21 protein-coding genes are annotated in these 26,743 nt (G+C 70.5%); 6 read left to right on the forward strand and 15 right to left on the reverse strand.

The window, feature by feature from the left end:
• Window positions 1-219: 219 nt before the first annotated feature.
• Window positions 220-396: a hypothetical protein gene (locus OIB37_RS10260; protein WP_330457240.1), complete on the forward strand. Its 177-nt coding sequence runs from the start codon at window positions 220-222 to the stop codon at window positions 394-396.
• 71 nt (window positions 397-467) lie between these two features.
• Here the strand turns inward: OIB37_RS10260 and dnaE are convergent, their stop codons facing one another.
• Window positions 468-4,007 carry a DNA polymerase III subunit alpha gene (dnaE, locus tag OIB37_RS10265; RefSeq protein WP_330457241.1) on the reverse strand — a complete coding sequence of 1,180 codons (3,540 nt, stop codon included), beginning with the start codon at window positions 4,005-4,007 and terminating at the stop codon, window positions 468-470.
• 300 nt (window positions 4,008-4,307) lie between these two features.
• Between dnaE and OIB37_RS10270 the strand changes: the two genes are divergently transcribed.
• The 4 genes from OIB37_RS10270 (at window position 4,308) to OIB37_RS10285 (ending at window position 9,105) form a co-directional block, all read left to right on the forward strand.
• Window positions 4,308-5,648, forward strand: coding sequence for a DUF2252 domain-containing protein (locus OIB37_RS10270; protein WP_330457242.1), 1,341 nt, complete (start codon window positions 4,308-4,310; stop codon window positions 5,646-5,648).
• A 69-nt stretch (window positions 5,649-5,717) separates the two neighbouring features.
• Complete coding sequence (locus OIB37_RS10275) at window positions 5,718-6,407, forward strand: hypothetical protein (RefSeq protein WP_330461812.1); 690 nt, start codon at window positions 5,718-5,720, stop codon at window positions 6,405-6,407.
• Between the two features lie 105 nt (window positions 6,408-6,512).
• Window positions 6,513-7,331: a thioredoxin domain-containing protein gene (locus OIB37_RS10280; protein ID WP_330457243.1), complete on the forward strand. Its 819-nt coding sequence runs from the start codon at window positions 6,513-6,515 to the stop codon at window positions 7,329-7,331.
• A gap of 94 nt (window positions 7,332-7,425) precedes the next feature.
• Complete coding sequence (locus tag OIB37_RS10285; RefSeq protein ID WP_330457244.1) at window positions 7,426-9,105, forward strand: alkaline phosphatase D family protein; 1,680 nt, start codon at window positions 7,426-7,428, stop codon at window positions 9,103-9,105.
• A 4-nt stretch (window positions 9,106-9,109) separates the two neighbouring features.
• On the opposite strand, the gene OIB37_RS10290 is transcribed toward OIB37_RS10285, so the two are convergent.
• The 6 genes from OIB37_RS10290 to OIB37_RS10315 all read right to left on the reverse strand — a co-directional run bounded on the left by OIB37_RS10290 (window position 9,110) and on the right by OIB37_RS10315 (window position 14,672).
• Window positions 9,110-9,682: a dienelactone hydrolase family protein gene (locus OIB37_RS10290; protein WP_330457245.1), complete on the reverse strand. Its 573-nt coding sequence runs from the start codon at window positions 9,680-9,682 to the stop codon at window positions 9,110-9,112.
• 83 nt (window positions 9,683-9,765) lie between these two features.
• A complete protein-coding gene (locus OIB37_RS10295; protein ID WP_330457246.1) occupies window positions 9,766-11,352 on the reverse strand; it encodes a Na+/H+ antiporter in 1,587 nt (528 codons plus the stop codon).
• Between the two features lie 128 nt (window positions 11,353-11,480).
• Window positions 11,481-11,948, reverse strand: coding sequence for a GNAT family N-acetyltransferase (locus OIB37_RS10300; RefSeq protein ID WP_330457247.1), 468 nt, complete (start codon window positions 11,946-11,948; stop codon window positions 11,481-11,483).
• The gene (locus tag OIB37_RS10305; protein ID WP_330457248.1) at window positions 11,945-12,889 is read right to left on the reverse strand and encodes an RluA family pseudouridine synthase; all 945 of its coding nucleotides are present in this window, start codon (window positions 12,887-12,889) and stop codon (window positions 11,945-11,947) included. The genes OIB37_RS10300 and OIB37_RS10305 overlap by 4 nt, the downstream gene beginning before the upstream one ends.
• Window positions 12,890-12,991: 102 nt before the next feature.
• Entirely contained in the window at window positions 12,992-13,636 is a 645-nt protein-coding gene (gene lspA, locus OIB37_RS10310) for a signal peptidase II (protein ID WP_330457249.1), read from the reverse strand.
• A 67-nt stretch (window positions 13,637-13,703) separates the two neighbouring features.
• Window positions 13,704-14,672: a TraR/DksA family transcriptional regulator gene (locus tag OIB37_RS10315; protein WP_443058262.1), complete on the reverse strand. Its 969-nt coding sequence runs from the start codon at window positions 14,670-14,672 to the stop codon at window positions 13,704-13,706.
• 1,054 nt (window positions 14,673-15,726) lie between these two features.
• Here OIB37_RS10315 and ileS point away from each other — a divergent pair.
• On the forward strand, window positions 15,727-18,864 hold the full coding sequence (ileS, locus tag OIB37_RS10320) for an isoleucine--tRNA ligase (RefSeq protein ID WP_330457251.1): 3,138 nt from the start codon (window positions 15,727-15,729) through the stop codon (window positions 18,862-18,864).
• 548 nt (window positions 18,865-19,412) lie between these two features.
• Here ileS and OIB37_RS10325 read toward each other — a convergent pair.
• The 8 genes from OIB37_RS10325 to murG all read right to left on the reverse strand — a co-directional run bounded on the left by OIB37_RS10325 (window position 19,413) and on the right by murG (window position 26,737).
• Window positions 19,413-20,684, reverse strand: a complete 1,272-nt coding sequence (locus OIB37_RS10325; protein ID WP_330457252.1) for a DivIVA domain-containing protein — start codon at window positions 20,682-20,684, stop codon at window positions 19,413-19,415.
• Window positions 20,685-20,736: 52 nt separating this feature from the next.
• Window positions 20,737-21,027 (reverse strand): YggT family protein, encoded by a 291-nt coding sequence (locus OIB37_RS10330; protein WP_330457253.1) that lies wholly within the window; start codon window positions 21,025-21,027, stop codon window positions 20,737-20,739.
• A gap of 50 nt (window positions 21,028-21,077) precedes the next feature.
• Complete coding sequence (locus tag OIB37_RS10335) at window positions 21,078-21,719, reverse strand: cell division protein SepF (RefSeq protein ID WP_330457254.1); 642 nt, start codon at window positions 21,717-21,719, stop codon at window positions 21,078-21,080.
• Window positions 21,720-21,847: 128 nt separating this feature from the next.
• Entirely contained in the window at window positions 21,848-22,567 is a 720-nt protein-coding gene (locus tag OIB37_RS10340; protein ID WP_330457255.1) for a YggS family pyridoxal phosphate-dependent enzyme, read from the reverse strand.
• Window positions 22,568-22,573: 6 nt separating this feature from the next.
• Window positions 22,574-23,338: a peptidoglycan editing factor PgeF gene (pgeF, locus tag OIB37_RS10345; protein ID WP_330457256.1), complete on the reverse strand. Its 765-nt coding sequence runs from the start codon at window positions 23,336-23,338 to the stop codon at window positions 22,574-22,576.
• Window positions 23,335-24,549 carry a cell division protein FtsZ gene (gene ftsZ / locus OIB37_RS10350; RefSeq protein WP_330457257.1) on the reverse strand — a complete coding sequence of 405 codons (1,215 nt, stop codon included), beginning with the start codon at window positions 24,547-24,549 and terminating at the stop codon, window positions 23,335-23,337. Before ftsZ ends, pgeF begins: the two co-directional genes overlap by 4 nt.
• 278 nt (window positions 24,550-24,827) lie before the next feature.
• On the reverse strand, window positions 24,828-25,622 hold the full coding sequence (locus tag OIB37_RS10355) for a cell division protein FtsQ/DivIB (RefSeq protein WP_330457258.1): 795 nt from the start codon (window positions 25,620-25,622) through the stop codon (window positions 24,828-24,830).
• A gap of 26 nt (window positions 25,623-25,648) precedes the next feature.
• Window positions 25,649-26,737 carry an undecaprenyldiphospho-muramoylpentapeptide beta-N-acetylglucosaminyltransferase gene (gene murG / locus OIB37_RS10360; protein WP_330457259.1) on the reverse strand — a complete coding sequence of 363 codons (1,089 nt, stop codon included), beginning with the start codon at window positions 26,735-26,737 and terminating at the stop codon, window positions 25,649-25,651.
• Window positions 26,738-26,743 lie beyond the last annotated feature (6 nt).

The raw sequence follows: 26,743 nt of genomic DNA on the forward strand, positions 1-26,743 counted from the left end.
CACCCTCTTCCCGGGAGGTTTTGCTTCGGACTTCCTTCGAGTCTGCCCGACCGCGCGGGGGTTAACGGCCCGAACTCGATCTTCGGCGTGGCGTTTGCGCGTTCCGCGTGCCCAGTTGCCCTGTCACACACGGTAATTATCCGACATGCGCCTGTTGTCAGCCTATGTGAATCTGAATCCGGCCCTGGCCCCTAGATCCCCCTCAGGAGGCAGATCACCATGGCCAAGAACAAGAACCGCAAGCAGGGTGGCGCGCAGACCCGCGCTTCGCAGTCCGAGCAGGCCCAGGAGCACGCGCAGCGGTCGTCCTCGGAGGCGCACGAGTCCCCGGTGCACGTGCCGGGCAGCCCCGCCGATGTTGCCCGTAAGCAGCAGAAGCGCTTCGGCCACAACTAAAGGGCAGTTGAAGCCCAGGCACACGGAAGGGGCGCACCCGCCTTGGGTGCGCCCCTTCCCGCCTCACCGGCTCAGCCCGCCAGGCAGGACGGGCCGAGCAGCACCTTCAAGTCGCCGAAGAGTGCCGGGTCGGGCTTGACGCGGTGCCGGTCCAGGCGCAGCACGGTCGTCTTGCTCGGGCCCTGGAGCCTGATCCGGACCTCGCTGTCGCCCTTGTGGTGGCTGAGGATCTCGCCGAGGCGGCTGATCATGGGCGGGGTGACCCTGGTGGCCGGGATGGTGAGGATCACCGGCGCGTTGGTGCCCGCGTTGGACAGGTCCGGGACCATCAGCTCCATGGCGACGAGCCGGGGCACGTCCTCGCGCTTGTCGAGGCGTCCCTTGACGAACACGACGGCGTCCTCGACGAGTTGGGTCGACACCAGCTGGTAGCTGGCCGGGAAGAACATGCACTCGATGGAGCCGGCGAGGTCCTCGACCGTGGCGATGGCCCAGGCGTTGCCCTGCTTGGTCATCTTGCGCTGGAGGCCCGAGATGATGCCGCCGATGGTGACGACCGCCCCGTCGGCGTGCTCGCCGCCGGTGAGCTGGGAGATGCCCGCGTCCGCCTTGTCGGACAGGACGTGCTCCAGGCCGAAGAGCGGGTGGTCGGAGACGTACAGACCGAGCATCTCGCGCTCCTGGGCGAGCAGATAGGTCTTGTCCCACTCCTCGGTGGTGAACTCCACGTCGAGGCCGAAACCGGGCTCGTCGCCGGCCTCCTCGCCCATGCCGCCGAAGAGGTCGAACTGTCCCTCGGCCTCCTTGCGCTTGACCGCGACCACGTTGTCGATCATCGGCTCGTACTGCGCGGTGAGGCCCTTGCGGGTGTGCCCCATGGTGTCGAAGGCGCCGGCCTTGATCAGTGATTCCGTGGTGCGCTTGTTGCAGACCACGGCCTCGACCTTGTCGAGGTAGTCGGGGAAGGAGGCGTACTTCCCCTTGGCCTTGCGGCACTTGATGATCGACTCGACGACGTTGGTGCCGACGTTGCGGACGGCGGAGAGGCCGAAGAGGATCACGTCGTCGCCCTGGGCGGCGAAGTTCGACTGGGACTCGTTGACGTTCGGCGGGAGCACCTTGATGCCCATGCGGCGGCACTCGTTGAGGTAGACCGCCGACTTGTCCTTGTCGTCCTTGACGGAGGTGAGCAGTCCGGCCATGTACTCGGCCGGGTAGTTCGCCTTCAGGTAGGCGGTCCAGTACGAGACCAGGCCGTACGCGGCCGAGTGCGCCTTGTTGAAGGCGTAGCCGGCGAAGGGGACCAGCACGTCCCACAGCGCCTGGATGGCCTCGTCGCTGTAGCCCTTGTCCCGCGCGCCCTTCTGGAAGAGGACGAAGTTCTTGGCCAGCTCGTCGGGCTTCTTCTTGCCCATGACGCGGCGGAGGATGTCGGCCTCGCCGAGCGAGTAGCCGGCGATGATCTGGGCGGCCTTCTGCACCTGCTCCTGGTAGACGATCAGGCCGTAGGTGACCGAGAGGACCTCCTCGAGAGGCTCCTCCAGCTCCTTGTGGATCGGCGTGATCTCCTGCAGCTTGTTCTTGCGCAGGGCGTAGTTCGTGTGCGAGTCCATGCCCATCGGGCCCGGACGGTAGAGCGCCGAGACGGCGGAGATGTCTTCGAAGTTGTCGGGCTTCATCAGGCGCAGCAGCGAACGCATGGGGCCGCCGTCGAACTGGAAGACGCCCAGGGTGTCGCCGCGCTGGAGCAGTTCGAAGGTCTTGGGGTCGTCCAGCGGGAGGCTCAGGAGATCGATGTCGATCCCCTTGTTGGACTTCACCATCTTGACGGCGTCGTCCATGATCGTCAGGTTGCGCAGGCCGAGGAAGTCCATCTTCAGCAGGCCGAGCGACTCGCACTGCGGGTAGTCCCACTGTGTGATGGTCACGCCGTCCGTGTGCCGCACCCAGATCGGGGCGTGGTCGACGATGGGCTCGCTGGACATGATCACGCCGGCGGCGTGCACGCCCATCTGCCGCACCAGGCCCTCCACACCGCGCGCGGTGTCGATGACCTTCTTCACGTCCGGCTCGTTCTCGTACATCGCGCGGATCTCGCCCGCCTCGCTGTAGCGCGGGTGCGAGGGGTCGGTGATGCCGTTCAGGTCGATGCCCTTGCCGAGGACGTCGGCGGGCATCGCCTTGGTGAGGCGGTCGCCCATGGCGTACGGGTAGCCCAGCACGCGCGCGGAGTCCTTGATGGCGTTCTTCGCCTTGATCTTGCCGTACGTGCCGATCATGGCGACCTTGTCGGCGCCGTACTTCTCGGTGACGTACCGGATCACCTCGACGCGCCTGCGCTCGTCGAAGTCGATGTCGACATCGGGCATGGAGACGCGCTCGGGGTTGAGGAACCGCTCGAAGATCAGGCCGTGCGGGATCGGGTCGAGGTCGGTGATGCCCATGGCGTAGGCGACGATCGAGCCGGCCGCGGAGCCTCGGCCGGGGCCGACGGCGATGCCGTTGTTCTTGGCCCACATGATGAAGTCGGCGACGACGAGGAAGTAGCCCGGGAACCCCATCTGGATGATGACGTCCATCTCGTACTCGACCTGCTTCTGGCGGTCGTCGGGGACGCCGCCGGGGAAGCGGCGCTCCATGCCGAGGCGCACCTCCTCCTTGAACCAGGTGATCTCCGTGTAGCCCTCGGGGATGTCGAACTTCGGCATGAGGTCGCGCTTCTCGAACATGCCGGTGGTGTCGACCATCTCGGCGACGAGGAGCGTGTTGGCGCAGCCCTCCTGCCAGGCGTCCGAGGAGTCGATGGCGTACATCTCGTCCGTGGACTTCAGGTAGTAGCCGGTGCCGTCGAACCTGAAGCGGTCGGGGTCGGAGAGGTTCTTGCCCGTCTGGATGCACAGCAGCGCGTCGTGGGCGCCGGCCTCGTGCGCGTAGGTGTAGTGCGAGTCGTTGGTGACCAGCGGGGGGATGCCGAGCTTCTTGCCGATGTCGAGGAGGCCCTGGCGGACCCGGCTCTCGATCTCGATGCCGTGGTCCATCAGCTCCAGGAAGTACCGGTCCTTGCCGAAGATGTCCTGGTAGTCGGCGGCCGCCTTCAGCGCCTCCTCCTCCTGGCCCAGGCGCAGCCGGGTCTGCACCTCGCCCGAGGGGCAGCCGGTGGAGGCGACGATGCCCTCGGACCACTGGGAGATGGTCTCCTTGTCCATCCGGGGCCACTTCTGCAGCCAGCCCTCGGCGTAGGCGTCGGAGGAGAGCCGGAAGAGGTTGTGCAGACCGGTGCTGTTCACGGCCCACATCGTCTTGTGGGTGTAACCGCCGGAGCCGGAGACGTCGTCGCGCTTCTGGTGCGGCTGGCCCCACTGGATCTTGCGCTTGTTGCGCCGGGACTCGGGAGCGACATACGCCTCGATCCCGATGATCGGGGTGACTCCGGCGTTCTTCGCGGTGTGGAAGAAGTCGTACGCCCCGTGGAGGTTGCCGTGGTCGGACATGGCGATGTGCGTCATGCCCATTTCATTGCAGGCGTTGAACATGTCCTTGAGCCGCGCGGCACCGTCCAGCAGCGAGTACTGGGTGTGGACGTGCAGGTGCGTGAAGGGCGGCTTGGACACGGTTTCGGCCTCCAGGGGAAACGGGGGGCGTCGGTCTCGCGACCGGCTGCGGACCGTCTGCGGACGGACGGGGGGACAGCTCGGAAGTCTATGCCCCGCCACTGACACCGGAATGAATTCTGTGGCGCGAAGCGCCTCGATGAGGGGCGGCGGCCGGGAGACGGGCGGGATCGGCCGCGTACCTTCGTGCGGGAACCGGGCACTCCCGCGTGGCGTCGCCCGTTGGAGACGGCGGAAGCGCCGCCGTGCGCGTTCCCGCACATGCACGCACCACCCCACAGCACCAGGAGGCACCCCGCGATGCCGGTCCCCCAGCTCAGCGACGAGCAGCGCGGCGAGGAGATCCTCGCCGTCTTCGACACCGCCTTCGGCCGGCTCCTGGCCGCCGACCCCGCCGCCTTCCGGGTGAAGTTCCGCAAGATGGCGGCCTCGGCGTTCGCGTTCTACCGGGGCACGGCGGGCCTCTTCTACCACGACCTCACCGCGAACGCCCAGTTCGGCTCGAAGCGCGGCGGCCCGTACCTGGACGAGCGCACCTCGCGGGTGTGGATCCACGGCGACCTGCACGCCGAGAACTTCGGCACCTACATGGACTCCAACGGCCGCCTGGTCTTCAACGTCAACGACTTCGACGAGGCCTACGTCGGCCCGTTCACCTGGGACCTCAAGCGCTTCGCCGCCTCCGTCGCCCTGATCGGGTACGCGAAGGCGCTCAGCGACGAGCAGATCACCGAGCTGGTGACGGTGTACGCGGCGGCCTACCGCGAGCGCGTCCACTCCCTGGCCACGGGCGCCAAACGCGACGAGGTTCCGCCCTTCACGCTGGACACCGCGCAGGGTCCGCTGCTGGACGCGCTGCGTGACGCCCGCGCGCTCACCCGCTTCGAGCTGCTGGACTCGATGACCGAGATCCGCGACTTCGAGCGCCGTTTCGCGGCCGGCGGCGGTTCCATCGAGCTGGACGCGGCCACCCGCTACAAGGTGCTGGCGGCCTTCGACGGCTACCTGGAGACGCTGCCGGACTCCTCGCTGGCCCGCCCGGACTCCTACCGGGTCAAGGACGTCGTCGGCCGCCGGGGCATCGGCATCGGCTCGGCCGGTCTGCCGTCGTACAACATCCTCCTGGAGGGTCACAGCGACGCCCTGGAGAACGATGTCGTGATCTACATCAAGCAGGCCCAGACCCCGGCCGTCTCCCGGCACGTCACCGACGCGGAGATCGGCGGGTACTTCCAGCACGAGGGCCACCGCACGGTGATCTCCCAGCGCGCCCTGCAGGCGCACGCCGACCCGTGGCTGGGCTGGACCGAGCTGGACGGCGCCGGCCAGCTGGTCGCCGAGGTCTCGCCGTACGCCGTCGACCTGGACTGGAGCGACATCGACGACCCGGAGGAGATCGCGGCGGTCGTCGCCGACCTCGGCCGGGCCACGGCCACGATGCACGCGGCCGCCGACGACACCTCCGGCGAGTCCCTGGTGCCGTTCTCCACCGAGCGGGCCATCGACGCGGCACTCGCGGCCGACGAGGAGGGCTTCGCGCCCCTGCTGGTGGACTTCGCGCACGCCTACGGCGCACGCGCGCGTGCCGACCACCAGATCTTCGTGGACCTGTTCCGCAACGGCCGCATCCCGGGGCTGTGACCGTCCCCGGACTCACAGCCACCCTTTAAGGGTCCTTTACTCGCGGACGTGACAGACTCTGCCTTCGCTATGGACATATCCGGGACCCAGCTCAGAGCCGCGCGCGCGGCGCTGTTCACGGCCTTCGTCGTGACGATAGGCACCGCGTCGCACGTGCTGCTGTCCCGGGCCCCGCTGCCGGTCGCGGCCGTGCTCGCGGTCGCCGCCGGGGTGTTCGTCACCGCGTACGCGCTGGCGGGCCGCGAGCGCGGCTTCGGCCGGATCGCGGCCCTGCTGATCCCGCTGGAGCTGGCCGCGGACACGGTGTTCACCACCGGCCAGCACGCCTGCTACGGCCGGGCGGGCGGCCCCGTGGCCGGACCACTGCACGCGGTCGGCCTGGACGTGCTGTGCCAGGGCGGCCCCGTGGGCGCCCCGCTCGCGCAGGTGGCCGCGGGGCCCGGCCGCGCCGGCGTCCTGCTCGCGCACGCGAGCCCGGCCACCGCCTGGCTGCTGCTCGCCGCGCACGTCGCGGTGGGGCTGCTGGCCGCGGCCTGGCTGCGCCGGGGCGAGCGGGCCCTGGCCGAGCTGCTGCGCGCGGTCGCCGCGACCACGTTCCGGCCGCTGCTGGTGGCCGTGGCCGCCGTGGCCGTACGGCTGGCCCCGGCCCGCCGGCTGCCGCGTCCGGCCCCGCGTCCGGCCGCCGTCCGCGAGCTTCTGCGCACGCACTCCCTGGGACGGCGTGGACCGCCGTGCTCGGCCGGCCTCGCCCTCGCCTGACCGACGGCACCGGCCCTCGCCCGGCGGCGGCACCCGAGCACGACGACCAGCCCCCACACGTATTCCGCGTACGACAGGTACGCGTCCCACAGGGAGATCACCCACATGAGCCAGCGGAACACCCAGTCGGCGAAGACGGCGGCCCGGGAGCGGCTGCGCGAGGAGCGCGAGCGGCAGGCCAAGCGCGACAAGGCCAAGAGGCAGCTCGTCGTGGCCGCCTCGGTCGTGGCCGTGCTGGCCGCGGCCGGCGGCATCGGCTACTTCGTCGTCCAGGCGAACAAGCCCAGCCACTGGGAGGCCGTGAAGAAGGACACGGTCGTCGCCCCGGCCCACACCACGGACGACAAGGGCACCACCGTCGTCATCGGCAAGGACACCGCCAAGAAGACCCTCAAGGTCTACGAGGACCCGCGCTGCCCGGTCTGCGCCCAGTTCGAGCAGACGGCCGGCTCGGCGCTGAAGAAGGACGTCGACGACGGCAAGTTCAAGATGCAGTACGTCGGCGCCACGTTCATCGACAGCCACGACAACGGCGAGGGTTCCAAGAACGCGCTGAGCGCCCTCGGTGCCGCGCTGGACGTCAGCCCCGAGGCGTTCCTGGAGTACAAGAGCGCGCTGTACTCGACGAAGTGGCACCCGGACGAGACCACCGACAAGTTCAAGGACGACGGCTACCTCCTCAAGGTCGCCGACACGGTGCCCGCGCTGAAGAGCAACGCGAAGTTCCGCGACGCGGTCGAGAAGGGCACCTACGACGCCTGGGCGATGGCCATGTCGAAGACCTTCGACGACAACAAGGACGGCGTGAGCGGCACGCCGAGCTTCGTCATGGACGGCAAGAAGGTCACGGCCGACGCCCAGGGCAACCCGCCCATGACGGTGGCCGACTTCAACCGGGTGGTGGATGCGGCCCTCAAGGGCTGACGGACCCCACGAAAAACCGATCACCGCGTGAAGAGCGGGCGAACTTTCGGAGTTCGCCCGCTCTGACGTGTACCGATCAGTAACCTGATCGGTCGTGACCAGTCGACACCCATCACTCGCCGCCCTCAAGGGCCTCAAGGGCCTCAACTCCCTTGCCCCCAGCCGCCGTACGGTCGTGAAGGCCGCGGCGGCCACCGCGGTCCTGGCCGGCCCGCTGGCCGCCGCCCTCCCGGCCCGCGCCGCCGCGGACGCCCCCGCCTTCCTGCACGGTGTCGCCTCCGGCGACCCCCTCCCCGACGGCGTCCTGCTGTGGACGCGCGTGACCCCCGCCCCCGACGCGACACCCGGCTCCGGGCTCGGCCCGGACACCGAGGTGAGCTGGACCGTCGCCAGGGACAAGGCGCTGACGAACGTCGTCGCCCGGGGCTCCACCACCGCCACGGCCGCCTCCGACCACACCGTGAAGGCCGACATACGCGGCCTCGAACCGGCCACCGACTACTGGTTCCGCTTCTCGGCCGGCAGCACCGTCTCCCCCGTGGCACGCACCCGCACCGCGCCGGCCGCCGACGCCGCCGTGCCCGGCCTGCGCTTCGGCGTGGTCTCCTGCGCCAACTGGGAGGCGGGCTGGTTCTCCGCCTACCGGCACCTCGCCGCCCGCGCCGACCTCGACGCGTGGCTGCACCTGGGCGACTACATCTACGAGTACAAGTCCGGCGAGTACGCGGCCCGGGGCACGGTCGTCCGCCCGCACGCACCGGCCAACGAGATCCTCACGCTCGCCGACTACCGGATCCGGCACGCCAACCACAAGACCGACCCCGACCTCCAGGCGCTGCACCTGAAGGCCCCGGTCATCGCGATCTGGGACGACCACGAGTTCGCCGACAACGCCTGGTCGGGCGGCGCGGTCAACCACACGGAGGGCGCCGAGGGCACCTGGTCGGCCCGTCAGGCCGCCGCCAAGCAGGCCTACTTCGAGTGGATGCCGGTCCGCCCCGCGATCGCCGGCACCACCTACCGCCGGCTGCGCTTCGGCAAGCTCGCCGACCTGTCCCTGCTGGACCTGCGCTCCTTCCGCTCCCAGCAGGCCGCCACGGCCAGCGGCGCGGTGGACGACCCGGACCGTACGCTCACCGGGCGCGCCCAGCTCGACTGGCTCAAGGCGGGGCTGAAGGCCTCCGACACCAGGTGGCGGCTGGTCGGCAACTCGGTGATGATCTCGCCGGTCTCCTTCGGTTCCCTGTCCGCGGACCTGCTCAAGCCGCTCGCCAAGCTGCTGGGGCTGCCGCAGGAGGGCATCGCCGTCAACACCGACCAGTGGGACGGCTACACCGACGACCGCCGCGAACTGCTGGACCACCTGCGCGCCAACGCCATCGGCAACACCGTCTTCCTGACCGGTGACATCCACATGGCGTGGGCCAACGACGTGCCCCACGACGCGGGCACCTACCCGCTGTCGGCGTCGGCGGCCACCGAGTTCGTGGTCACCTCGGTCACCTCCGACAACCTCGACGACATCGTCAAGGTCCCCGAGGGAACCGTCTCGGCGATCGCCTCACCGGTCCTGCGTGCCGCCAACCGGCACGTGCACTGGGTGGACACCGACCGCCACGGCTACGGCGTCCTGGACATCACGGCCGACCGCGCGCAGATGGACTACTACGTGCTGTCCGACCGCACGGACCCCGACGCGACCTCCACGTGGGTGCGTTCGTACCGCACCCCCAGCGGCAGCCAGCGGGTCGAGCGGGCCTACGACCCGGTGTGACGCCTCAGTCCAGGGAGTCGAGGAAGCCGAGTGCCACCCGCCAGGTGGCCTCGGCGGCCTCCTCGTCGTAGTCCGGCAGCTCGGGGTCGGTGTAGACGTGACCGGCCCCGGGGTAGCGGTAGACCTCCACGTCGGCGCCGGTGCGGCCCATCTGCAGGTACCAGGCGCTGAGCCAGTCGTCCGTCTCGAACGGGTCCGGCTCCGCCACGTGCAGCTGCACCGGCAGGTCCTCCGCCGTCGCGTTCGGCGCGATGTCCGACGTGCCGTGCAGGAGCAGCAGCCCCTTCGCCTTCTCGTCGCCGAGCGCCAGGGTCTGCGCGACGGAGGCGCCGAGCGAGAGTCCCGCGTACACCAGGCCCCGCTCCGAGTAGGGCGCGGAGGCCAGCACCGCCCGCTTCAGCAGCTCCTCCTTGCCGAGCTGCTCCTTGAACTCCATGCCCTCCTCGACCGTGTCGAAGGTGCGCCCCTCGAAGAGGTCCGGCGTCCACACCTCGTGCCCGGCCGCCCGCAGCCGCTCAGCGGCCTCGCGCACGGCAGGCGTGAGCCCGTAGACCGAGTGAAAGAGCATGATGTTCATGAGCCCATGGTGCCAGCAGCCTCTGACAACCAGGCACCTCGGCCCCACCACCGCCGGCGTGTCGAACCGCGAGGCGCAAGGGGTCAGCGCAGGCTCCGCACGTCGAGATGTCGGAGCACCCGGTCCACGATCTCCGGGTCCGCGCCCGGCTCGCTCCGTGCCGCCAGCACCTCATGGCGTGCGGCGCTGAGCATCTCCGACTGGATGAGCCGCGCGCGTTTCAGCCGCCGCCCGCGCTGCTCGTACCCCGCGCGCCGCTCCTCGTCCCCGATGCCCGGACTGATCCGCAGCCCGATGTCGAAGGCCCGCCGCAGCAACTGCTCGGACAGCTCCTCCGGGAGTTCCTCCGCCGCCTCGATCTCCCGCAGCCGCATTTTCGCCGCTCTCGTCGCCCGCGTCGCCAGTTCCTCCTCGAACTCCTTCTCCCGGTCCGTGTCGGCCCGCACCCCCAGCCGCTTCACCAGCCACGGCAGGGTCAGCCCCTGCAGCACCAGCGTCGCCATGATCACCCCGAACGCGATGAACACGATCTCGTCGCGGTCGGGAAACGGCGAACCGTCATGGATCGTCAGCGGCACGGCCAGCGCCAGCGCCACCGACGCCACCCCCCGCATCCCCGACCACCACATGACGACGGTCTCCCGCCACGTCATCGGGATGTCCTCGTCGCGGCCCCGGGTGGCGTGCAGCCGCTTGGTCAGCGTGGCGGCGGGCAGCAGCCACAGCAGTCGTACGATCACGACCACCGCCGTCACCGCGGCCGCCCAGCCGAGCAGTTGACCCCACCGCCCGGCCGCCGTCCGGATCGCGCTGTGCAGTTCGAGCCCGATCAACCCGAACGCGACACCGGTGACGAGCGTTTCGACGACGCCCCAGAAGGCGTGCCCGGTGAGCCGCCTCGTCACGTCGTCGGCGTCGGTGGCGTACTCGGCGAGGTACAGCGCGGTGGTGAGGACGGCGAGCACGCCGGATCCGTGCAGCCGCTCGGCGAGCAGATAGGACGCGTACGGCACCAGCAGCGTCAGCCCGATCTGCAGCGTCGCGTCCCCGAGGATGTCCAGCAGCCGGTTCGCGCACCAGCCCAGCGCGAGCCCCACGGCGACCGCGACCACGGCGGACAGGATCAGGTCGAGCCCGGCCCGCCACGGTGAGAAGCTCCCGCTGACGACGGCGGCGATCGCCACGTGGTACAGCACGATGGCCGTCACGTCGTTGAACAGCCCCTCGCCCTCCAGGATCGACACCAGCCGGCGCGGCAGCCCGAGCTGCCCGGCGACGGCGGTGGCGGCGACCGGGTCGGGCGGGGCGATCAGCGCGCCGAGCGCCACGGCGGCGGCGGCCGGCAGTCCGGGCACGATCGCGTGGGCGACCGCGGCCACACACACGGTGGTGACGAACACCAAGGCCACGGCCAGCAGGAAGATCGGCCGTTTGTTGGCCGCGAACTGCCGCCACGACGTGCGCCGCACCACGGCGTACAGCAGCGGCGGGAGCAGCGCGGGCAGGATCAGCTCGGGCGGGATGTTCACGTCCGGCACGAAGTCGAGCAGCGCGAGGACGATCCCGAGCAGCGTCATGAGCACCGGCGCGGGCAGTCCCAGCCGGTCCCCGACCGGGACGCTCAGCACGGCCCCGAGCAGCAGCACGAACAACAGGCCCAACTGGTCCACGGCCGGCACTCCGGGAGTCGACGACGATCACACGCGGGCCTCAAGCCTGCCATGTGACGCAGCTCACCGAGCTTTTCTGCGACCCGGCCGCAGAGCGCGCCGCATCTTCTCCGCCGCCTGTGCCGTGTCTACAGCGCGCGCCGCATCCCCTGATGCGGGATGCCGGCCTCGGCGTACTCCGGGCCGTACGCCTCGTAGCCGAGCCGCTCGTAGAAACCCAGGGCGTGCGTCTGGGCATGCAGGTCGACCGTCGTCAGCCCCCGCGCGCGGGCCGCGTCCTCGATGGCCCGCACCAGGGCCACGCCGACACCCAGTCCGCGCGCCTCCTTGACGACGGCCAGCCGCCCCAGGGAGCCGGCAAGGGCGTCCCCGCCGGTCTGTCCGGCCGCCGCCTCGCCGTGCAGCAGCCGCCCGGTGCCCAGCGGTACGCCGTCCTCGCGGACCGCCAGCACATGCACGGCGCCGGCATCGTAGGCGTCGTACTCCAGGTCCTCCGGGACGCCCTGCTCGGCGACGAAGACCTCCTTGCGCACCGCGAAGCAGGCCTCGCGGTCGGCAGGGTCCTCGGCGATCCGGACGGTGTACGGCGCACTCACGCGTACGTCTCCTCACGGACCCGGTCGAGGGCCTGCCGCAGGTCCTCCGGGTAGTCGCTCTCGAACTCCACCCACTGCCCGTCCGCGGGGTGCTCGAAGCCGAGCCGGACGGCGTGCAGCCACTGGCGCTGCAGGCCCAGCCGCTTGGAGAGTGTGGGGTCGGCGCCGTAGGTCAGGTCACCGACGCAGGGGTGGCGGTGGGCGGCCATGTGGACGCGGATCTGGTGGGTGCGGCCGGTCTCCAGCTTCACGTCGAGCAGGGAGGCGGCGCGGAAGGCCTCGATGAGGTCGTAGTGGGTGACGGAGGGCTTGCCCTCGGCGGTGACCGCCCACTTGTAGTCGTGCTGGGGGTGACGGCCGATGGGCGCGTCGATCGTGCCGCTCGTCGGGTCCGGGTGGCCCTGGACGAGGGTGTGGTAGCGCTTGTCGACCGTGCGCTCCTTGAACTGGCGCTTGAGCGAGGTGTACGCGCGCTCCGACTTGGCGACGACCATCAGGCCGGAGGTGCCGACGTCGAGGCGGTGCACGATGCCCTGGCGCTCGGCGGCGCCAGAGGTGGAGATCCGGTACCCGGCGGCGGCGAGGCCGCCGATGACGGTCGTGCCGGTCCAGCCCGGCGAGGGGTGCGCGGCCACGCCGACCGGCTTGACGATAACCACCACGTCATCGTCGTCGTACACGATCTCCATGCCCTCGACCGGCTCGGCGACCACCTGGACCGGCGCGGGCGCCTGCGGCATCTCGACCTCGAGCCACGCGCCGCCGTGCACCCGCTCCGACTTGCCGACCACCGCGCCGTCGACCTGGACCTTGCCGGCCGCGGCCAGCTCCGCAGCCTTCGTGCGGGAGAAGCCGAACATGCGGGAGATGGCGGCGTCTACGCGCTCGCCCTCCAGGCCGTCCGGCACGGGCAGGGTTCGGATCTCGGGAATCGTGCTCACCCGTCGAGTATGACGGACGGCCCCGACACCGCCGACCGAGCCTGTGGACAACGCCCCGCCGCAGGGTCCGCGCCGGGCCCGGCGCGGACCCGCGCCGGGCCGTCAGTCCTTGTGGACCGTGCCGTCCGGGTCCAGGCCGCGGAAGGACAGCAGCACGATCAGGATGCCGCCGCAGACGATCGCCGAGTCGGCCAGGTTGAACACCGCGAAGCCCTTGGGCGCGATGAAGTCCACCACCTTGCCCTCGAAGAGCCCGGGCGACCGGAAGACGCGGTCGGTGAGGTTGCCGAGCGCGCCGCCGAGCAGCAGGCCCAGCGCGACGGCCCAGGGCAGGCTGTAGAGCTTGCGGGCCAGCCGGATGATCACCACGATCACGATGGCCGCGATCAGGGTGAAGATGATCGTGAAGGCCGCGCCGACGCCGAAGGCCGCGCCGGGGTTGCGGATGGCGTTCAGCTCCAGCAGGTCGCCGATCACCTTGATCGGCGCGTGGTTCTCCAGCTTGGCGACCACGAGCATCTTGCTGACCAGGTCGAGGGCGTACGCGAACGCGGCCACCGCGAACAGCACGGCGATCCGGCGCCTGCGCCCGGTCTTCCGCTCGTCGGCCGGACCCTGCCCGTCCGCACCGGACACGCCGGGCCCGTGGGGCGCGCCGGACCCCGCGGGCGCTCCGGGCGTCCCCGTCCGCTCGCCACTGTCCCCCGGGATGTCCGACGTACCGATGGTGCGCTCCGCCTCTGCCACGTGAGTCCCTCAACCTAGGTGCCTGACTGAGGACGAGACTACGGCACACCCCGGCGGTCCCCGCTGCTCAGGAGCGACGTTCCTGCTTCTGTTTGCACTCCACGCACAGGGTGGCCCTCGGGAACGCCTGCATGCGGGCCTTGCCGATGGGATTGCCGCAGTTCTCGCACAGGCCGTAGGTGCCCGCGTCAAGCCTTTCCAGGGCGCGCTCGGTCTGGATCAGCATCTCGCGCGCGTTGGCGGCCAGCGCCATCTCGTGTTCGCGGGTGATGTTCTTGGTCCCGGTGTCGGCCTGGTCGTCGCCGGCACCGTCCCCGGAGTCCCGCATCAGGCCCACCAGGGAGGCCTCGGAGGAGCTGATCTCCTTCCTCAGGCGCTCCGCCTCGGCCGTCAGCTCCGCACGGGCCTCCTCGACCTCCTTCGGAGTCCAGGGATCCTCGCCAGGGCGCACCGCCAGTTCGCCGGGCTCCACCGCGGCTAGGCGCGCCTTGGGAACGGCGGTCTGTGCCGCCGTGGCCGTGCCAGGAGTCTTCTTCGCAACCACTGTCGTGGCTCCCGTCTGCTTCGCGGCCCGCGCCGCGCCCGCCTTGTTGGCCGTGCTCTTGCCTGCGGCCGCCTTCTCCGCGACGGCCTTCCCCTCCCGGACCGGCCTCTTCCCGGCGGGCTTCTTCGCAGCCGCGCGCCGGGAGGTGGACTTCTTGGCGGAGGGCTCCGCGGAGGACGGTTCCCTAAGGACCGCCTCCTCGGCACCCGCCCCTACGACAACCGCCTTCTCGGCAGCCGTCTCCTTGGCGGCAGCCGTCTCCTTGGCGGCCGCCTTCTCGGCAGCCGTCTTCTTGGCGGCCGCCCGCTTCGACGACGGCTTCTTCGTAGGAGACTCCCCGGACGCCTTCTCCTTGGCAGCTCCCGCCGCCTCGGACGCCTCATCCTTGGTGGCCGTCTTCTTCGCGGCCGCGGTATCGGCCGCCTTCCTGGCGCCCGCCTTCTTGTCGACCGCCTTCTTGTCGGCTGTCTTCGTCTCGGCCGCCGTCTTCAAGTTCTTCGCGCTCTTCGCGGCTTTCTCGGTCTTCGCGGCGGTCTCAGCCTTCGCGGTCTCGGTCTTCGCGGTCTCGGTCTTCGCGGTCTTCGTCTTCGCGGTCTTCGTCTTCGCGGTCTCAGCCTTCGCGGGCTCCTTCTTGGCCTCCGACGTCCTGGCCTGCGATCCGGCGTCCGCCTCGCCCTTGCCACCCGCCTTCTCGGCGCGTACCCGCTTCGCGGGAGGGTGCGGCTCCTGCCCGGACGGCTTCCCGAGTGTCTTGACCGGCCCCGCCCGCCCCGCGGAAGCGGCACCCGCGCGTGTGCTCTTCTTCCCGCCGGCCCCCTTGGCCTCACCGCCGGAGGCCGATGCGGAGGCCGATGCGGAGGCAGGGACAGAGGCGGCCGCGCCCCTGGACCGGCCGGTCGCCGGGTGCTGTACGGCGGTCTTCTTCGCCACCATGGCCGCGGCCCCTTCACATATTGTGATCTTGCGCGCGAATCGTGCTGGGACGATAAATCGACTTGGAGTCCCGCGGCAACGGGGCACGCCGCCCGATCCGCCTGCCCCGCACCCCCCGCGCCGCAGACCTGCATCCGTTGTGCCCAACTCCCCGCCGGGTAATCCGCCGGGAAGCCCCGTGCCCGGACACGCACGCCGCCACCCTCGCCATTCGGGTCACTCCCGCACCTCCCGGGCCCGCTCCGCGCGGCCCCGAAATGCGGTCGGCCGCTGTCGGCGCGGCGCCGTACACTGGGCGGAGCGAAAAGCATGGATGGGGACGAGTAGCGTCGTACGCAGCCCAGAGCGACCCGGGGACGGTGTGAGCCCGGGGGCGAGCGCGGTGTGAAGATCACCCCGGAGTGCCGGAAGAAAGCCGTGAGGACCCGCGAGGACCTCCGCGGCGAGTAGAACCGGATTCGCGACCCCAATGAGGGGGCTCATCGGCGTGTACGGCGCGCCGGAGGGCCAAGGAGGGTGGTACCGCGGGAGCGCGCCGCACACGGCGTCCACAGATGGAAGGCTCTCGTCCCTCCGACGGAAGGCAGCCAGTTCCGTTGGAGGATGCTCGCAGATGACAGAGCCGACGTACCGCCAGGTGCCCGCCCAGGTCGACCTGCCCGCGCTGGAGCACGCGGTGCTCGACTTCTGGCGCGACCAGAAGATCTTCGCCAAGACCCTGGAGCAGTCCGAGGGCCGCCCCGAGTGGGTGTTCTACGAGGGCCCGCCCACCGCCAACGGCATGCCCGGCGCCCACCACATCGAGGCGCGCGTCTTCAAGGACGTCTTCCCGCGCTTCCGCACCATGCGCGGCTACCACGTGGGCCGCAAGGCCGGCTGGGACTGTCACGGCCTGCCCGTGGAGCTGGCGGTCGAGAAGGAGCTGGGCTTCTCCGGCAAGCAGGACATCGAGGAGTACGGCATCGCGGCGTTCAACGCCAAGTGCCGCGAGTCGGTGACCCGGCACACGGACGCCTTCGCCGAGCTCACGACCCGCATGGGCTACTGGACCGACCTCGACGACCCGTACCGCACGATGGACCCCGAGTACATCGAGTCGGTCTGGTGGTCGCTGAAGGAGATCTTCGACAAGGGCCTGCTGGTCCAGGACCACCGCGTCGCCCCCTGGTGCCCGCGCTGCGGCACCGGCCTGTCGGACCACGAGCTGGCGCAGGGCTACGAGACGGTCGTCGACCCCTCGGTCTACGTCCGCTTCCCGCTCACCTCGGGCCCGCTGGCCGGCGAGGCCTCGCTCCTGGTGTGGACGACGACCCCGTGGACCCTGGTGTCCAACACGGCGGTCGCCGCGCACCCGGACGTCACCTACGTCGTCGCGACCGACGGCGAGGAGAAGATCGTCGTCGCCGAGCCGCTGGTCGGCAAGGCGCTCGGCGAGGGCTGGGAGACCACCGGCCAGAGCTTCACCGGCGCCGAGATGGAGCGCTGGACGTACCAGCGCCCGTTCGAGCTGGTCGAGTTCCCCGAGCCGGCCCACTACGTGGTGAACGCCGACTACGTCACCACCGAGGACGGTACGGGTCTGGTCCACCAGTCCCCCGCCTTCGGTGCGGACGACCTCCTGGTCTGCCGCGCCTACGGCCTGCCCGTGGTCAACCCGGTCCGCCCCGACGGCACCTTCGAGGAGGACGTCCCGCTGGTCGGCGGCGTCTTCTTCAAGAAGGCCGACGAAAAGCTCACCGAGGACCTCAAGCAGCGCGGCCTGCTCTTCCGGCACCTGCCGTACGAGCACAGCTACCCGCACTGCTGGCGCTGCCACACCGCGCTGCTCTACTACGCGCAGCCGTCCTGGTACATCCGCACCACGGCCGTCAAGGACCGGATGCTCGCGGAGAACGAGAAGACCAACTGGTTCCCGGAGACGGTCAAGCACGGCCGCTTCGGCGACTGGCTGAGCAACAACATCGACTGGGCGCTGTCCCGCAACCGCTACTGGGGCACCCCGCTGCCCATCTGGCGCTGCGCCGAGGACCACCTCACCGTCGTCGGCTCCCGCGCGGAGCTGTCCGAGCTGACCGGCACCGACCAGTCCGAGCTGGACCCGCACCGCCCGTTCATCGACGACGTGACGTTCCCCTGCCCGCAGTGCGGCGAGACCGCCACGCGCGTGCCGGAGGTCATCGACGCCTGGTACGACTCGGGTTCGATGCCGTTCGCGCAGTGGGGCTACCCGCACAAGAACAAGGAGCTGTTCGAGAGCCGCTACCCGGCGCAGTTCATCTCCGAGGCGATCGACCAGACCCGCGGCTGGTTCTACACGCTGATGGCCGTCGGCACGCTCGTCTTCGACAAGTCGTCGTACGAGAACGTCGTCTGCCTGGGCCACATCCTCGCCGAGGACGGCCGCAAGATGTCCAAGCACCTGGGCAACACCCTGGAGCCGATCCCGCTCATGGACCAGCACGGCGCGGACGCGGTGCGCTGGTTCATGGCGGCCGGCGGTTCCCCGTGGGCGGCCCGCCGGGTCGGTCACGGCACCATCCAGGAGGTCGTGCGCAAGACGCTGCTGACGTTCTGGAACACGGTGGCGTTCCAGGCGCTGTACGCCCGTACGGCGAACTGGGCGCCCAGCGCGGCGGACCCGGCCCCGGCCGAGCGCCCGGTGCTCGACCGCTGGCTGCTGTCCGAACTCCACGCGCTCACCGACCAGGTGACCGAGGCCCTGGAGGCGTACGACACCCAGCGCGCCGGCAAGCTGCTGTCCGCGTTCGTCGACGACCTGTCGAACTGGTACGTGCGCCGTTCGCGCCGCCGGTTCTGGCAGGGCGACAAGGCCGCGCTGCGCACGCTGCACGAGGTCGTGGAGACGGTCACCAAGCTGATGGCCCCGATCACCCCGTTCATCGCCGAGCGGGTCTGGCAGGACCTGGTGGTCCCGGTGACCCCGGGCGCCCCGGAGTCCGTGCACCTGGCCTCCTGGCCGGAGGCGGACCTGTCGGCGATCGACCCGGAGCTGTCGAAGCAGATGGTCCTGGTCCGCCGGCTGGTGGAGCTGGGCCGCGCCACGCGCGCGGAGTCGGGCGTCAAGACGCGTCAGCCGCTGTCCCGCGCGCTCGTCGCCGCGAGCGGCTTCGCCGCGCTGGACCCGGAGCTGCACGCGCAGATCACGGAGGAGCTGAACGTCGAGGCGCTGGCGTCGCTGTCCGAGGTCGGCGGCTCGCTGGTGGACACGACGGCCAAGGCCAACTTCCGTGCCCTGGGCAAGCGGTTCGGCAAGCGGGTGCAGGACGTGGCGAAGGCAGTCGCCGCCGCGGACGCGGCCGCGCTCTCCCTGGCGCTGCGCGAGGGCACGGCGTCGGTCGAGGTCGACGGGGAGACGGTCACCCTCGCCCCGGACGAGGTGATCATCACGGAGACCCCGCGCGAGGGCTGGTCGGTGGCCTCCGACTCCGGTGCCACGGTGGCACTGGACCTGGAGATCACCGAGGAGCTGCGGCAGGCGGGCCTCGCCCGTGACGCGATCCGGCTGATCCAGGAGGCCCGCAAGAACAGCGGCCTGGACGTCGCCGACCGCATCGCGCTGCGCTGGACCTCCACGGACCCGGCGGTCGTCGCGGCCCTGTCCGAGCACGCCGGCCTGATCGCCGAGGAGGTCCTCGCGACCGACTTCGGCCAGGGTGAGGCGGACGGTACCTACGGCGGCGCCTTCACCGACGAGGGTCTGTCGCTGACGTTCCGGCTGCGCAAGGCGTAGTACTTCTCCTAGGGGGTGTCGTTTGGATCAGCTCGGGTCCGCGACGCCCGGCACGGCACCTCGCCGCGTTGTCGGGTCAGCCGAGTACGTCCAGTACGCGGCAGATCCTCCGCCTTGCGAGGCACCGCACCGGACGCCGCGGCCTGATCCGACCTGATCCAAACGACACCCCCCAGCCCCGACAACGGCGGCTGTCCGCGGCATCACGCCTGCGGACAGCCGCCGTTGTCGTGTGCGCACAGCGCCCCCGAGTCCGCCCCGCGCCCCTCCGCCTCCGGACCGTCCGACGCCCCTCCAAGGCCGGCCCGCGCCCTACGACTCCGGGCCGCCCCGCACCCCTCCAAGGCTGCCCCCGCGCCCCTCGGACCGCCCCGAGCCCGTAGATCCGGCCCGCGCCCCGTCGGCGGCCGCGACCACCCCCGTCCGCCCCGTCCCACCCCGCGCACAACCCTCACCTGCACCTGTCAACACGCGTAAATAGGGCGAGGCCCCGGATCAAAGATCCGGGGCCTCGCCCTGACTACTGCCGACGCCTATGGCGCGTTACCTCAGTTGTCGTCCTCGTCGATCAGGAACCCGCGCATCGGCGAGGGAGCCTGGCCCATCGGCGACGGACCCTGCGGACGGACCGGGGCCATGGGCTGGGTCATGGCCGGGGTCATCTGCTGCTGACCGCCGTAGGACGGGGCGGCCGGGGCCGGCGGGCCGCCCATGCCCTGGTTGCCACCGTAGGACGGGGCACCCGCGCCGGCCGGAGCCATGGAGGGCGCCGGGGACGGCGGCAGGGACGCGGCGGCCGGGGTGCGCGGCGGAGCGAGCGAGTCGTCGGCCTGGGTCTCCAGCTGACGCAGCTGGGACTCGAGGTACGACTTCAGACGCGTGCGGTACTCGCGCTCGAAGCCGCGCAGGTCCTCGACCTTGCGCTCCAGCGTGGCGCGGGCGGACTCCAGGGAGCCCATGGCGACGCGGTGCTTCTCCTGCGCGTCCCGCTCCAGGGCGTCGGCCTTGGCACGGGCGTCGCGCTCCAGACCCTCGGCGCGGCTGCGGGCCTCGCCGACGATCTTGTTGGCCTCGGAGCGGGCCTCGGCGATCGCCTGGTCGGCGGTCTGCTGGGCCAGCGAGAGGACGCGGGCGGCGCTGTCGCCACCGGGACCCTGACCGGGACCACCCATGGGGCCGCCCATCGGACCGCCCATGGGGCCGCCCATCGGGCCACCCATCTGCTGCGGCATGGGGGGCTGACCGCCCATCGGACCCTGGCCCATCGGACCGGGACCCTGGCCCATCTGGCCCTGACCCATGGGGCCCTGACCCATCTGACCCTGACCCATCGGACCGGGACCCATGGGGCCCTGGCCCATCTGGCCCTGGCCCATCTGGCCCTGGCCCATCTGCCCCTGACCCATCTGCCCCTGACCCATCGGACCGGGACCCTGCGGGCCACCCTGGCCGCCGGGACCGGCGGGCAGCTGCGGGGCGCCGCTCGGCAGCTGCGGCGGGCCGCCCATGGGGCCGCCCATCTGCTGCTGCGGCGGGCCCGATATGCCGGCGGGCACCGGGGCGCCCGGACCTCGCATGCCCTGCTGCTGCTGCTGTTGGTCCTGCTGCTCCGGGGGCTTGCGCATGTTCTGCTGGTTCTGGGCAGCAGCGCGCGTGGCCGCGGCCAGCTTGGCGCGCAGGTCCTCGTTCTCGCGGAGCAGTCGCGTCAGTTCGGCTTCGACCTCGTCGAGGAAGGCATCGACCTCGTCCTCGTCATAGCCTTCTCGGAGGCGGACGGTCGTGAACTGCTTGTTCCGCACGTCCTCGGGGGTCAACGGCATCTCTTCACCTCAACGTAGTCATCGGCAGTCGGCAAGACCGTATCGTCCACTGTCATCTCGCAAATCCCTGCGCAATGGTGATGAGAATGTAGACGATGATCATCAGTACGAAGAAGGACAGGTCTAGTGCCACGCCCCCGAGACGCAACGGCGGGATGAACCGCCGCAGAAGCTTCAACGGTGGATCGGTGACAGTGTAGGTGGCCTCCAGTACGACCACCATCGCCTTGCCGGGTTGCCACGAGCGGGCGAACTGGAAGACGTAGTCCATGACCAACCGAAAGATGAGCACGATGAGGAACACCATCAGCGCGATGTAGATCACCTGCGCGAACACGCTCATGGTCTGCGCTTCCCTCTCCCCTGTTTCATGCTTCCTGCCGGTGGTACGTCTCAGCTCTGGTTGAAGAACCCGCCCTCTGCGATGCGGGCCTTGTCCTCCGCCGTGACATCGACGTTAGCAGGAGACAACAGGAACACCTTCTGCGTCACCCGCTCGATGCTGCCGTGGAGACCGAAGACCAAACCGGCCGCAAAGTCGACAAGTCGCTTGGCGTCGGTGTCATCCATCTCCGTCAGATTCATGATCACCGGAGTGCCCTCGCGGAAGTGTTCCCCGATGGTACGGGCCTCGTTGTAGGTCCGCGGGTGGAGCGTGGTGATCCGGTAAGGCTCTCGTTCGGACACGACCTTGGGCATGATCACCGGCGCGTTCTTCTCCAGGGGCTGACGTTCTTGTGTGATGGACGCCACGGGTGCGATCCGCGCCGGGCGCCCCGATTCCCCACCCAACGAGGCGGAATGGGAGATCGGGTCACGAGGCGCCGGAGGCTGCACCACTCGCACCGATTCGTCCCTTTGGGGCTGATGTGCACTGTGCGACTGGTGTGACGGCTCGTGCCGCCGGTGGTCCCGCTCGGGCTCCGGGTCCAGTTCGGGCTCGAAGTCGTCGTCGGGGTCGAATCCCCGGCCGTCGTACCCATCGTCCTCCACGAGGCCGAGGTAGACCGCCATCTTGCGCATCGCGCCGGCCATGCTCTGAGTCCTCCGCTCTGTGGTGGATCGGCTGACGACTGCCAAGTGCCCGCGATCCACGTGGTCGTTGTGCCCGCCTTCGGCGGCACTGACCATATTTTCTGCTGTGGTCCGACTTCTTGGCGACGTTACCCGAGCCTGGGGCGGACTCCGAGTACCGCAGTGCCGACGCGCACATGTGTCGCTCCGGCCGCCACGGCCTGCTCGAGGTCCGCACTCATCCCTGCCGACACCATGGTTGCAGCCGGATGGGTCCGGCGCAGGTCAGTCGACAAATCCATGAGCCGTTCGAACGCCGCCCGTTCATGTCCCGCGTACTCTCCGGTCAACGGGGCCACGGTCATCAGCCCGTCGAGCCGCAGTCCGGGCGAGCCGGCGACGAGGTCGGCCAACTCTTCGATTCCGGCGGGCGCCACCCCACCCCGCTCGCCACGTCCGCTCGCGCCCGCGTCGAGCGCGACCTGGACGAGGCACCCCACCTCGCGCTCCGCCCGCACCGCCTCCTTCGACAGCGCCGAGACGAGCCGCGCGCGGTCGATGGACTGTACGACATCGGTGTAACCGACCACGGAGCGGACCTTGTTGGTCTGCAGTTGCCCCACGAAGTGCCAGCTCAGAGAGAGATCCGCACACGCCGCGGCCTTGGGCGCCGCGTCCTGGTCCCGGTTCTCGGCGACATCGCTCACACCGAGTTCCGACAGGATCCGCACATCACTCGCCGGATAGGTCTTGGTGACCACGATCAGGGTCACCTCTCCCCGGTCGCGCCCCGCCGCCGCGCAGGCGGCGGCGATGCGCTCCTCGACTCTCGCCAGGTTCGCGGCGAGTTCGGTCTTACGGTCCGTCATGCCCCATCAGTCCAGCCACACATAGCCGGCGAGCCGCCCCGTGGCGCGGTCGCGGCGGTACGAGAAATGGTCGCCCGACTCCAGCGTGCACACCGGGGACTGCGCCCGGTCGCACACCCCGAGCCGTTCGAGCTGCGCGTGCACTCCGGCGCTCACGTCGACCGCCGGTGTGCCCCAGCTCGTCACGGCGTGCGCGCCCGGCTCGACTGCCGCCACCTCGGCGCGCATCCGCTCCGGGACCTCGTAACAACGGCCGCACACGGCCGGTCCGGTCCGGGCGACGATGCGGTCCGGTTCGGCGCCGAGTTCGGTCATGGCCCGTACGGCTGCGGGAACGACGCCCTTGACCATCCCGGGCCGCCCGGCGTGCGCCGCCGCGACGACGCCCGCGACCGGGTCCGCGAGGAGCACCGGTACGCAGTCGGCGGTCAGGACGGCGAGGGCAAGTCCGCGGCGGGTGGTGACGATCGCGTCGACCTCCGGCACCGGCCTGCCACCCTCCCCGCTTCGTTCGAGCGGGGGGACCCCCGTGCCCCAGGGCTCGTCCACCACGGCGACGTCGGCGCCGTGCACCTGGTTCATCCACACGACCCGCTCCGGGTCCAGGCCCAGGGACTTGGCCGCGATGTCGCGGTTGGCGCGCACGGCGACGGGGTCGTCGCCGACCGCGCCGCCGAGGTTGAGCTGCTCATACGGAGCGGCGCTCACCCCGCCCCACCTGTCGGTGAAGGCGAAGTGCGCGCCGCTCACGCTCTCGCGCTGTCCTATCACTTCAGGAAGTCCGGCACGTCCAGCTCCTCGATCCCGCTGTCCGAGTAGGAGCGGGACTGCGGGACCGGCGGGGCGACCGGGATCTCGGCCACCGGCTCGGGAGCCGGCGCCGGCTCCTCCTTCGGGGTCACGCTGCCGAGCGAACCGAAGGACGGGCGGCTCTCCTGCTGGTGCCGTGCCGGAGCGGGCTCCTCGCGCCGGGAGGGCGCGGAGGACGACGATCCGGAGGCGGAGCCGAGGACGTTGTCCCGGCGGGCCGGCGGCTGGCCGCCGTCGAAGCCGGCCGCGATCACGGTGACCCGCACCTCGTCGCCGAGGGCGTCGTCGATGACCGCGCCGAAGATGATGTTGGCCTCGGGGTGGGCGGCCTCGCTGACCAGCTGGGCGGCCTCGTTGATCTCGAACAGGCCGAGGTCGGAGCCGCCGGAGATGGAGAGCAGGACGCCCCGGGCGCCGTCGATGGACGCCTCCAGCAGCGGCGAGGAGATCGCCATCTCGGCGGCGGCCACCGCGCGGTCGTCGCCGCGGGCCGAGCCGATGCCCATCAGGGCCGAACCGGCCTCGGACATGACCGACTTGACGTCGGCGAAGTCGAGGTTGATCAGACCGGGGGTGGTGATGAGGTCGGTGATGCCCTGGACACCGGAGAGCAGGACCTGGTCGGCGGACTTGAAGGCGTCCAGGACCGAGACCTGGCGGTCCGAGATGGACAGCAGCCGGTCGTTGGGGATGACGATGAGGGTGTCGACCTCTTCGCGCAGCTCGGCGATGCCGTCCTCGGCCTGGTTCGCGCGGCGCCGTCCCTCGAAGGTGAACGGGCGCGTGACCACGCCGATGGTCAGGGCGCCCAGCGAGCGCGCGATGTTGGCCACGACGGGGGCGCCGCCGGTGCCGGTGCCACCGCCCTCGCCTGCCGTCACGAAGACCATGTCGGCCCCCTTGAGGACCTCCTCGATCTCCTCGCGGTGGTCCTCTGCGGCCTTCCGGCCGACGGCCGGGTTGGCGCCGGCGCCGAGTCCGCGGGTGAGTTCGCGGCCGACGTCGAGCTTGACGTCGGCGTCGCTCATCAACAACGCCTGAGCGTCGGTGTTGATGGCGATGAACTCGACGCCCTTGAGTCCGACTTCGATCATCCGGTTGATGGCATTGACACCACCGCCGCCGACACCGATGACCTTGATGACTGCGAGGTAGTTCTGCGGTGCTGCCACGTCGAAGGCCTCTCGCCTCGAATTACGTTGTCGTCGCCGGACGGTTCCCCGTACCGGGACGACGGATGCCGAATGGGACGGTCCGAACGCCGACCCGAACCCTAACCCTGAAGTTTAGGGTTACCAGTGTGTCTGTTCCCTGGAGTCTTCTGAACAGGACACTAAGTCGACAAGCGGCGCCCGTTCAACGAACACGCCGAACCTCCCGTTTTTCTTTTCACCCTATGTGATCAGCCATAGCGGTGCCCAACCAGGGTGCTGGCCTGCGCTGATGTGCGTCAACTCCCGGCTGACGCAGGGGCGGTGGGCATGCTGACATCGAAGTGCCGCGCGTCGGGAGATGCTTTCATGAGAGCTGTGAGGGCCCGTGCCTTGGCACGGCCGTTCTCGCCGCTCCCCCAGTCGACCGTGCGGCCGTCGCCGAGCTCCAGTGAGATGGCGTCGTAGGAGCGGACTTTGACGGTCCGTGTGCCCTTCGCCACTGCGGCCGGCAGGTCCCCGGCCACCCGCACCGCCTCGCGCACCAGCCGGCCGGTGCCGAAGCGCCGGAAGCTGGCGGCGCCCGAACCGGAGCGGGACGCGGTCATCTCCAGCGTGGGAACGCCCTTGGGCGCCCGGTGGACGGTGGCGAAACGGACGCCGTCGTCGTCGACTTCGACAAAGCCCCGGGCCTCGCGGACGAGGAGCACGGGGGTGCGCTCGGTGATGTTCAGACTGATGGCGCGCGGCCAGGACCGGACGACGTCGACCGTGTCAACCCGGTGCAGCCTGCGGCGGATTCGGGCTTCGATGGCGTCCGTGTCGACGGAGACCAGCGGTGCTCCGACCGGCACGGCCGCGGCCGTGCGCACCTCGGCCGGGGTCAGCACGCGCGTGCCCGAGACCGGGACGCGCCGCACCCGCAGCCACCCGGAGCCGTACAACACCCAGGTGACACCCGCCCCGAGGAGTACCAGGGCCACGGCCAGGATGACGATCCTACGAAAGCGCGGTGTTCTCCATCGCCGGACGAGCGGCGGGCCGGACGACTCCTGCTGACGTGCACCGCGCTCGGCGGTCGTCGCTCCGGCCACGCTCACTGCCCTTTCGTCATACGGTCTTAACGGTTCGAGGCGATCGCCTCGTACACCATGCCGACGAGCAGGTCGTCGGCGTCCCGGCGGCCGAACTCGCCCGCGGCGCGGGACATCTCGTACAGCCGGTGCGGGTCGGCGAGCACGGGCAGCACGTTCTGCTGCAGCCACTCGGGCGTCAGTTCCGCGTCGTCGACGAGGAGTCCGCCGCCGGCCTTGACCACCGGCTGGGCGTTCAGCCGCTGTTCGCCGTTGCCGATGGGCAGCGGGACGTAGGCGGCCGGGAGTCCGACGGCGGAGAGCTCGGCCACGGTCATCGCGCCCGCGCGGCAGAGCATCATGTCGGCCGCGGCGTACGCGAGGTCCATCCGGTCCAGGTAACTTACCGGGATGTACGGGGGCATCCCCGGCATCTGGTGCACCTGCGGCAGTTCGTTCTTCGGGCCGACCGCGTGCAGGATCTGGATTCCGGCCTGCTGGAGCCACGGGGCGACCTGCTGGACCACCTCGTTGAGGCGGCGGGCGCCCTGGGAGCCGCCGGAGACGAGCAGCGTGGGCAGGTTGGGGTCGAGACCGAAGCGCGCGCGGGCCTCGGGACGGACCGCGGCGCGGTCCAGGGTGGCGATGGAGCGGCGCAGCGGGATGCCGATGTAGCGGGCGTCACGCAGCTTGCTGTCCGGGGTGGAGACGGCGACCCGGGCTGCGTAGCGCGAGCCGATCTTGTTGGCCAGGCCGGGACGGGCGTTGGCCTCGTGGATCACGATGGGCACACCGAGGCGCTTGGCGGCCAGGTAGGCGGGCAGGGCGACGTACCCGCCGAAGCCGACCACGGCGTCCGCCTTGGTGCGCTCCAGGATCTGCTCGGTGGCCTTGATCGTGCCGCGCAGCCGGCCCGGGACGGTGATCAGCTCGGGGGTGGGCTTGCGGGGCAGCGGCACCGCGGGGATGAGCGCCAGCTCGTAGCCACGTTCCGGGACGAGCCTGGTCTCCAGCCCCCGTTCCGTGCCCAGGGCTGTGATCCCCATGGTCGGGTCCTGCCTGCGCAGGGCGTCCGCGAGGGCGAGCGCGGGCTCGATGTGGCCTGCGGTTCCCCCGCCGGCGAGTACGACATGCACCGAAAT

Source organism: Streptomyces sp. NBC_00820, assembly GCF_036347055.1.
In the GTDB taxonomy this organism is placed as follows: domain Bacteria; phylum Actinomycetota; class Actinomycetes; order Streptomycetales; family Streptomycetaceae; genus Streptomyces.